This is a genomic window from Vreelandella rituensis, from assembly GCF_003336665.1.
GTDB classification, from domain to species: domain Bacteria; phylum Pseudomonadota; class Gammaproteobacteria; order Pseudomonadales; family Halomonadaceae; genus Vreelandella; species Vreelandella rituensis.
Genome location: NZ_QPIJ01000098.1, coordinates 1 through 6,892 on the forward strand (window position 1 = coordinate 1; position 6,892 = coordinate 6,892).

At 58.6% G+C, this 6,892-nt stretch carries 8 protein-coding genes and 1 pseudogene; 4 read left to right on the plus strand and 5 right to left on the minus strand.

Going from position 1 to position 6,892, the window contains the following annotated elements:
- Window positions 1–58 precede the first annotated feature (58 nt).
- Window positions 59–1,171 carry an RNA-guided endonuclease InsQ/TnpB family protein gene (locus tag DU506_RS20265; protein ID WP_114488664.1) on the minus strand — a complete coding sequence of 371 codons (1,113 nt, stop codon included), beginning with the start codon at window positions 1,169–1,171 and terminating at the stop codon, window positions 59–61.
- 47 nt (window positions 1,172–1,218) lie between these two features.
- Between DU506_RS20265 and DU506_RS21510 the strand changes: the two genes are divergently transcribed.
- Window positions 1,219–1,650, plus strand: a complete 432-nt coding sequence (locus DU506_RS21510; protein ID WP_147273800.1) for a hypothetical protein — start codon at window positions 1,219–1,221, stop codon at window positions 1,648–1,650.
- Window positions 1,651–1,698: 48 nt separating this feature from the next.
- On the opposite strand, the gene DU506_RS20275 is transcribed toward DU506_RS21510, so the two are convergent.
- A complete protein-coding gene (locus tag DU506_RS20275) occupies window positions 1,699–2,568 on the minus strand; it encodes an Rpn family recombination-promoting nuclease/putative transposase (RefSeq protein WP_114488666.1) in 870 nt (289 codons plus the stop codon).
- Window positions 2,569–2,718: 150 nt separating this feature from the next.
- On the opposite strand from DU506_RS20275, the gene DU506_RS20280 reads away from it, so the two are divergent.
- From DU506_RS20280 to DU506_RS20290, 3 genes are read left to right on the plus strand one after another with little or no spacing between them, the layout of a single operon-like run.
- Window positions 2,719–3,393 (plus strand): NUDIX hydrolase, encoded by a 675-nt coding sequence (locus DU506_RS20280; protein ID WP_114488667.1) that lies wholly within the window; start codon window positions 2,719–2,721, stop codon window positions 3,391–3,393.
- The gene (locus DU506_RS20285) at window positions 3,386–4,432 is read left to right on the plus strand and encodes an ADP-ribosylglycohydrolase family protein (protein ID WP_114488668.1); all 1,047 of its coding nucleotides are present in this window, start codon (window positions 3,386–3,388) and stop codon (window positions 4,430–4,432) included. Before DU506_RS20280 ends, DU506_RS20285 begins: the two co-directional genes overlap by 8 nt.
- Window positions 4,425–4,925, plus strand: a complete 501-nt coding sequence (locus DU506_RS20290) for a hypothetical protein (RefSeq protein WP_114488669.1) — start codon at window positions 4,425–4,427, stop codon at window positions 4,923–4,925. The genes DU506_RS20285 and DU506_RS20290 overlap by 8 nt, the downstream gene beginning before the upstream one ends.
- 22 nt (window positions 4,926–4,947) lie before the next feature.
- Here the strand turns inward: DU506_RS20290 and DU506_RS20295 are convergent, their stop codons facing one another.
- From DU506_RS20295 to DU506_RS20305, 3 genes and pseudogenes are all read right to left on the minus strand, one after another.
- Complete coding sequence (locus tag DU506_RS20295) at window positions 4,948–5,817, minus strand: Rpn family recombination-promoting nuclease/putative transposase (RefSeq protein ID WP_114488670.1); 870 nt, start codon at window positions 5,815–5,817, stop codon at window positions 4,948–4,950.
- Between the two features lie 240 nt (window positions 5,818–6,057).
- Window positions 6,058–6,648, minus strand: a complete 591-nt coding sequence (locus DU506_RS20300; RefSeq protein ID WP_147273801.1) for an RpnC/YadD family protein — start codon at window positions 6,646–6,648, stop codon at window positions 6,058–6,060.
- A gap of 142 nt (window positions 6,649–6,790) precedes the next feature.
- A pseudogene (locus tag DU506_RS20305) lies at window positions 6,791–6,892 on the minus strand (IS5/IS1182 family transposase); the annotation flags it as partial.

Genomic DNA, 6,892 nt, shown 5'->3' on the forward strand with positions numbered 1-6,892 from the left:
TCATCATCAGATATACGCTATAGAGCTGTAATGGATAATAATTCTACAGCGTACCAAGCTAACAGTAAAGGCCTCTTTGTATACTTTGTGGATTGAAAATATTGTGTAGTAGATAACGGTCATGGTGCGTATGGCAGGCGGGGCACTCCCATGACCGGACATCGAGCGTCATCTTTTCCATCTTGTGCTGGCAGGCATGGCAGGTCTTGGAGCTTGCAAACCATGCATCGATCTTGACCAGATGCTTGCCCTGTTCTTTGGCCTTGTAGTCCAGCTTGGTGATCAAGCCGCACCAGGAAGCGTCACCGATGTGCTTGGCGAGCTTGCGATTCTTCATCATGTTCTTGATTTTCAGTGTCTCGACGAACACCGCTTGGTTATCGTCAACGATCTGTCGGGACAGTTTGTGCTGGAAGTCATTGCGGGCATTGGCGACACGTTCATGCGCCTTGGCAACGAGCAGGCGGGCCTTGGCCCGATTGGCGCTGCCTTTCTTCGTGCGCGATAGCGCTTGCTGTTTGCGCTTGAGGTTCTTCTGCGCCTGTTTGATAAAGCGCGGGTTGGGGACTTTACGCCCGCGGGAGTCAATGGCTAGGTGTGTCAGCCCCATGTCGAGGCCGACAATGTTCGTTGCGTCGATGTTCTTTAGCGGCTCGGGCACCGCCTGGTCTGTTTCATACAGCAGCGAGGCGTAGTGCTTGCCCGTGACGGTGCGGGTCAGGGTGATGCTCTTGAGCTTGCCGTCAACCGGGCGGTGAATCTTCGCCTTGATTTGCCCGAGCTTGGGCACCTTGACCCAGCTCTCCCCGGTTTTTATCCCCACGCAGTGGTAGCTCGACTGTTTGCTACGCTTGCTCTTGAAGCGGGGGTAGCCGGCCTTCTGCTGGGGATCAAAGAAGCGCTGAAACGCCTTGTCGAGGTTGATGCACGCCTGCTGGAGGGCGATGGAATCCGCCTCTTTCAGCCACTCGTACTTGCGGGATTTCTTGGCGACGGGCAGTAGCCGCTTGATGTCATGCTTGGCACTCAGCGACTCGCCGTGGCGCTGGTAGCGGTGAGACATGATGCGAAGGCCGGTGTTGTAGCAAAAACGCACCATGCCGAACTGACGGTTGAGAAACACCGCCTGTTCGGATGTGGGGTAAATGCGTACCTTGGTGGCTTTCAGCATGGGCATGGCGGCTTTTAAACTGTACGTTTATACATAGTAGTAGGTTCTTGACCAACGTCAATCCCGTGCAGCGCTACCGCGCTGCCCGCTTGTATCCCCGCCCGAGTGGGCGAGGGTTTACGCGGTTTTTTGCTAAGCTTCTTTCACAAGGCCGCTCCCTTCCAGGCGGCCTTTGGCGTCTTGTCGCGTCGTCCATTACCGAGCAACCCGTCGCTAAAGATGCCCAGCCTTCCCCTTCACGTCGTGACAGGAGACTGGGGCCTACTCCATCACGTCGTGAGGTGATCGCCATGGCCGCCAGCCATCAGCAACGCTATCGCCAGCGCCGCCAGGCGCAGGGATTCAAGGAAGTCACCGTGAGTTTGGACGAGAACAGTCAGGCACGCCTGCGCCGGCTGGGGCAGGCCCATGGCAAGACGCGGCAGGAGGTGGTGACGCTGGCGCTCCTGGCGGCGGAGCGCTTGCTGGACGGCGACTGATCGCCAAGGATGGGGCATGGGCGGATCGAGCCGTGATCCGCCGGGGTGTTAGTGCTTGAACAGCTCATCGAGGGAGTTGGCGGTCAAGATGTGCTCCCCCCAAGCATCAAGTTGCTCTGGAGTCGCCGAATTGAGCCGCTTCTGTACCCACTCAGGAAGCTCGCCAAACTTCAATTTCATTTGTTTGGTAAGCAAATGGGCCTCGCCTTCTCGCCTAGCATCGTTCAAAAACGATACCTCGTCTCTCAGTGCCCGTTCACGCACAAAGGCCAGGCGGCGAGTTTCTTCATCGGCGCTGAGCTCGCGGATGCGGTTCATTGCACGTTTCACCGGTTCGTGGGAAACATTGGCCATGGTGAGTTCCTCCTGCCAGTGCTTGAAGAAAGTAATCCAGGCGCGTAACGGACCCTCTGGCAGCCCCAAGCGATCTGCCTTGTTCAATTCGATCAGGTTCATCTGCAAAACGTTCCCCAGCGAAATATTCGGCTGGCGTTCATCACGCATCTCGAACCGCCAGATCGCTTGCTCGCGCTCGGCAGCTGTTTCCGTAAACAGGTCGAAGTCCAGCAGGTGCAGGCCCACCGAGGCCCGCAGCTCCTGGTAGTCTTCTCCGGCGCTCAGCTGGCTTCCCAGCGTGCGGGCCAGATAGAACACCCCCCGCTTGTGCCAGGCCCCGTAACGGCGTACCTGCACCTCGATATTGTAGCAGTTGCCTTCCCCATCGCGTGCCAGCACATCGAGAATGATGTACTTGCCGGTGAGTTCGGTTGGCTCAATGTTGGGATTGATGATTTCAACGGAAGCGATATCGGGCAGATCTGGGCGCAGATCATTGATCAGATCCACCAGCAGATCCGGGGCTTCGGCGAACAGCCGCTTGAAGACGTAATCGTTGGTGGGATCGAGTAATTCGCTCATGGGCCACTCCTCATGCAATACAGGCACTTTACCATAGCGGGACCACCGCGCGGTTTACCCATGCCACCTGAAAACGCTAACCCCCTGATTCAATGGCGATGACAGCCGCCTCAGGCTAACCTGGTGGCTTTACGCGACCGAGTATCAGCCATGCCTGTCTTTCACCCCTGCCCTGACGACACCGGCCAGCCGGTTATCTTGACAACGCCCTCAACTCCGACGTCTCTGGCCTGCTGGGAGGATGCCGAGGCGATCGCTCGGGTGGTGCCAGAGGGGCCTCTGCCAGCGCGGCTGAACGGACTGGCGCTGAGGCCTTTTCATTCAGGTGAGGCCGCACCCTGTGACATGCCCCGGGAGGTCGCTGAGACGATGCAAGCGCAAGCACCCAGTCACGGTATCGATTCCCTGTCACGCGGTCTGGAAGTCCCGCCACTGACCCTATCGCCAGGTAAGCGAGCAGCGGCAGGCGCCGTGGTGCGGGAACCCGACGGGCGCGTGTGGGTGATCCACCCCAGCAATGCCTTTGGTGGCTACCAGGCGACCTTTCCCAAGGGCAAGCAGGAACCGGGGAAAAGCCTTGAGCAGACCGCGATCCAGGAGACCTTCGAGGAAGCCGGGCTGGTCATCGCCCTGACCCGCTGGCTGATCGACGTGCCGCGCTCGAGCAGCGTCTGCCGTTACTTTCTGGCCCGACGTCTCGGGGGTAGCCCGGCGGCCATGGGCTGGGAAAGCCAGGCGGTGAGCCTGGTACCCATCGCGCGCCTCGGCGAGGTGCTGCACCATCCTAACGATCAACCGCTGCTGGAGGCCTTACGCCATGCTTGAGCACCCTTTACTTTCTCCTACCCTGGTGAGTCGTTACCGAGGCTGCCTGCTCGCCGGGGCCTGCGGCGATGCCTTGGGCGCTCGCGTTGAGTTCTGGCGCCGAGCTCAGATTATTGAGCAATTCGGCGAGCCGGGTGTCACCGAGTTCTGGCCCGCCTACGGCCGTGTGGGCGCCATCACCGACGATACCCAGATGACCCTGTTTACCGCCGAGGGGCTGTTGGCGGCGGAGACACAGAGGGCGGAGAGGGATCTCGAGGTTCATCGTCGGACAGGCGCCGAGGCCTTGCAGCGCTGGCTACTGACCCAAAATGAGCAAAGCGCCCTGACGGATCCGACCAGCCGGGTCAAGAGCGCGCTGGTCGCCGAGCTGGCCCTGCACGCCAAGCGCGCCCCGGGCAACACCTGCCTCTCGGCGCTGCGCGACATGACGGCGCTCGGCGAGCGCGCGGTGAACGACAGCAAGGGTTGCGGGGGCGTGATGCGGATGGCGCCGGTGGGTCTGTTCGGGGCCTGTCACGGCCTTGAGCCCCGCGAGACCTTCACCGTGGGCAAGGAGCTGGCCTGGCTGACCCATGGCCACCCCAGCGGCTATCTGAGCGGGGGCGTGCTGGCGGTGCTGATTCAACGCCTGGTCGAGGGCGGCAGCTTGGAAGAAGGCCTGACCCTGAGTCTGGCCCTGCTCGCCGAGGAAGATGGCCACCCGGAAACGCGAGACGCCTTGCAGCAGGCCTGGCATCTGGCGGGGACGGCTATCCCTTATGCGGAGGCCATCGCAGCTCTGGGCGAAGGCTGGGTGGCCGAGGAAGCCCTGGCCATTGCGGTCTACTGCACCCTGGTCGCCGACGACCTGCGCCACGGCATAGTACTGGCGGTCAACCACGATGGCGATAGTGACTCCACCGGGGCGATTGCCGGCAACCTGCTCGGCGCCATCCATGGCGAGGCAGTGATACCGGAGGCATGGCTGACCGAGTTGGAGCTGCGCAAGGTGATCGCCGGGATGGGTGAAGCATTGTGCAGAACCGCGCATGCATAACCCGCCGCTCCCCGAACACCTGCCACCCGCACAGCGCGAGCGGGTGGCCGTGTTGACCGTGATCCATGAGGGAAGCGCCTTCTCGCCCAGTGAGGTCTACCGACGTTTCGACCCCGAGCCTGAGCTGGCCGACCTTCCCACCTTGCTGGAAGGCCTGCGGGCAATTCTGGGGCCGGGGCATAGCGAGGGCAGCCGTCGAGTGCTGGCGCGGGTCAGCGGGACACAGCGGCCGTTTCTGGTAGCGTGGCGGGGCAAGGGCCAGATGGATGACGGCACAGCGGTGATCGGTGAGCCGGCAGGGTTCGCCATGGAGATGCTTCTCCTGTGCGACACCTGCCCGGTACCCGAGGCCTGCGCGCTCAGGCAGTACTGCCGTGTTAACCAGGAGGCAATGGCCGTGGATTCGCTAGCGGATGCCCCGTCCAGCGGCCAGACTCAGAACACTGTCAGGCAGTCGCCTAACGACACCGGGCTGCCCTTTTTTTGTACGTAAAGCGGGAATTTTGTTCAGCAGGTTACTGCTTGAACATTTCATCCAGGCTGTCGGCAAACAGAATGTCTCGCAACCAACCTTTCAGCTGATTGTGATCCGCTTGCTCAATTCGGTTCTCTACCCAATTCGGGACTTCGCCAAATTTTAATTTAATTTGGCTACGGAGAGTCTCGCTGGATTCCTCTCGACGAGCATCATTCAAAAATGATACTTCGTCCCGTAACGCCCGCTCGCGCACGAATGCCAGGCGGCGGGTCTCTTCGTCGGCGCTGAGTTCACGGATACGGCTCATTGCACGTTTCACCGGTTCATGGGCAATATTGGCCATGGTGAGTTCCTCCTGCCAGTGCTTGAAGAAGGTGATCCAGGCGCGCAACGGGCCTTCTGGCAAGCCCAGGCGATCCGCCTTGTTCAATTCGATCAGGTTCATCTGTAAAACGTTCCCCAGCGAAATATTGGGCTGGCGTTCATCACGCATCTCGAAGCGCCAGATCGCTTGCTCGCGCTCGGCGGCTGTTTCCGTAAATAAGTCGAAGTCCAGCAGATGCAATCCTACCGAAGCACGCAGCTCCTGGTAATCTTCTCCGGCGCTCAGCTGGCTTCCTAGCGTGCGGGTCAGATAGAATAACCCCCGCTTGTGCCAAGCACCGTAACGGCGTACCTGCACTTCGATATTGTAGCAGTTCCCTTTGCCATCACGGGCCAGCACGTCGAGGATGATGTACTTGCCGGTCAGCTCGATTGGCTCGATGTTGGGATTGATGATTTCAACGGAAGCAATATCAGGCAGATCCGGGCGCAGATCGTTGATCAGATCCACCAGCAGATCTGGGGCTTCGGCAAACAGCCGCTTGAAGACGTAGTCGTTGGTGGGATCGAGTAATTCGCTCATGCACACTCCTATTTCAATACCCAAATTTTACCACAACACGCCATGACCAGCACTCAAGCGCCGATGCGCACTTCACCATGTGGCACCCACCCGGCAAGACGCTGTCACCGCCACACAAAGGTGACCTCCCGGACGGAGAACCATCAAAATAAAAAAGAAAAGCAGGTAGATACACAGAGGGCAGCCACCGGGGCTGCCCTTTTTTGTGCGTGAAGCGGGGATACAATCAATAAGGTGGGATCAGTGCTGAGTCTCGGCACGGAGCTTTTCGACTTCTTCAACCGGCAGTTCTTTAATCTCTGCGATTAGCTGATCATTCATTTCGGTCAAGGCAATCAGCTTACGGGTCGCATTGCGCTTGTTTTCCAAGATACGCTCTTCCGCCTCTTGCCAAATTTCCTGACGCATTTTCTCGATACCTAGCTGTTCACCTTCCCGCTTCGCATCATTCAAAAACGGCACTTCATCCCGTAACGCCCTCTCACGCACAAACGCCAGGCGGCGGGTTTCTTCATCGGCGCTAAGCTCGCGGATGCGGCTCATGGTACGCAGAGCAGGCTCATGGGGAACTTTTTTCATGTTCCACCCCATCTGATTTTGCGAAACAACTGCTGCATCTTGGAATAAATCAGGCAGCGTTTGTGCATGCAGAATTCGAGCAGCCAAGCCAATTAGCTCATCGTACTCTGCCTCAGCTATACGCTCATCAAACCAAAATGGAACGTCCGAGAACTTTTCTATTACTTGAATACGGAGAGAGCGACGCATCCCTTTCAAAAAAGCCTTGGTTTCCCAGTGAGGAGGGTCGCACATGAGAATTTGATCAGCCATGTCACAACCAAGCAACAGTGCTTCGAGATTGTTGTATCGTCCTCCTTCCCTAAGCCAATACGCCAGATCTTTCTCCTCCGCTTCATCCAGCTTTCTTTTAGCCCATGATGGCAGTGGCCCAAACCTAGGGCCTGTTGACCTTTCACATGGGTAGCCATAAAAAACCGCAGGCCAAGGCCACCATGCTTTCGTAGTTTCGTTTGAGTTTGTCATACCGCATCGCTATCGCGCGATACGGCTTCAA